Consider the following 411-nt stretch of genomic DNA (forward strand, 5'->3'; position numbering starts at 1 on the left):
CACCTTCGCCGCGCAATACGACGCGCCCAACGCGATTGTGCGCGGTGCCTATAACGAGACCACCGGCAGCCGCCAACTGGACATGGGCGTCGAAGGTTCGGTGGTGGCGTATGGCAGCAACCTGATGTTCAGCCAGCCATTGGGCGAAACCAATGTGATCGTCGCCACACCGGGCGCCGCCGACGTGGGCATCAGCAACAAGCGCGGTGTGCGCACCAACAGCAATGGCTACACCGTGGTGCCGCAGGCCCTGCCCTATCGCAAAAACCGCGTGTCGCTGGACACCCAGTCGATGCCGTCTGACGTCGACATCGCCGAGCCGGTGCAGGAAGTCACGCCAAACCGCGGCGCGTTTGTACTGGCCGACTTCGACACCCGGCGCGGCCAACGCATCCTGTTTCGCATCAGCGA

The 411-nt window shown here is 64.2% G+C and carries 1 protein-coding gene; it reads left to right on the forward strand.

The window, feature by feature from the left end; genetic code table 11:
* Window positions 1–411: fimbria/pilus outer membrane usher protein (locus HX846_RS01120; protein WP_178964820.1), on the forward strand; the 411-nt coding region annotated here is incomplete at both ends.

The organism is Pseudomonas sp. K5002, assembly GCF_013386655.1.
Lineage (GTDB): Bacteria > Pseudomonadota > Gammaproteobacteria > Pseudomonadales > Pseudomonadaceae > Aquipseudomonas.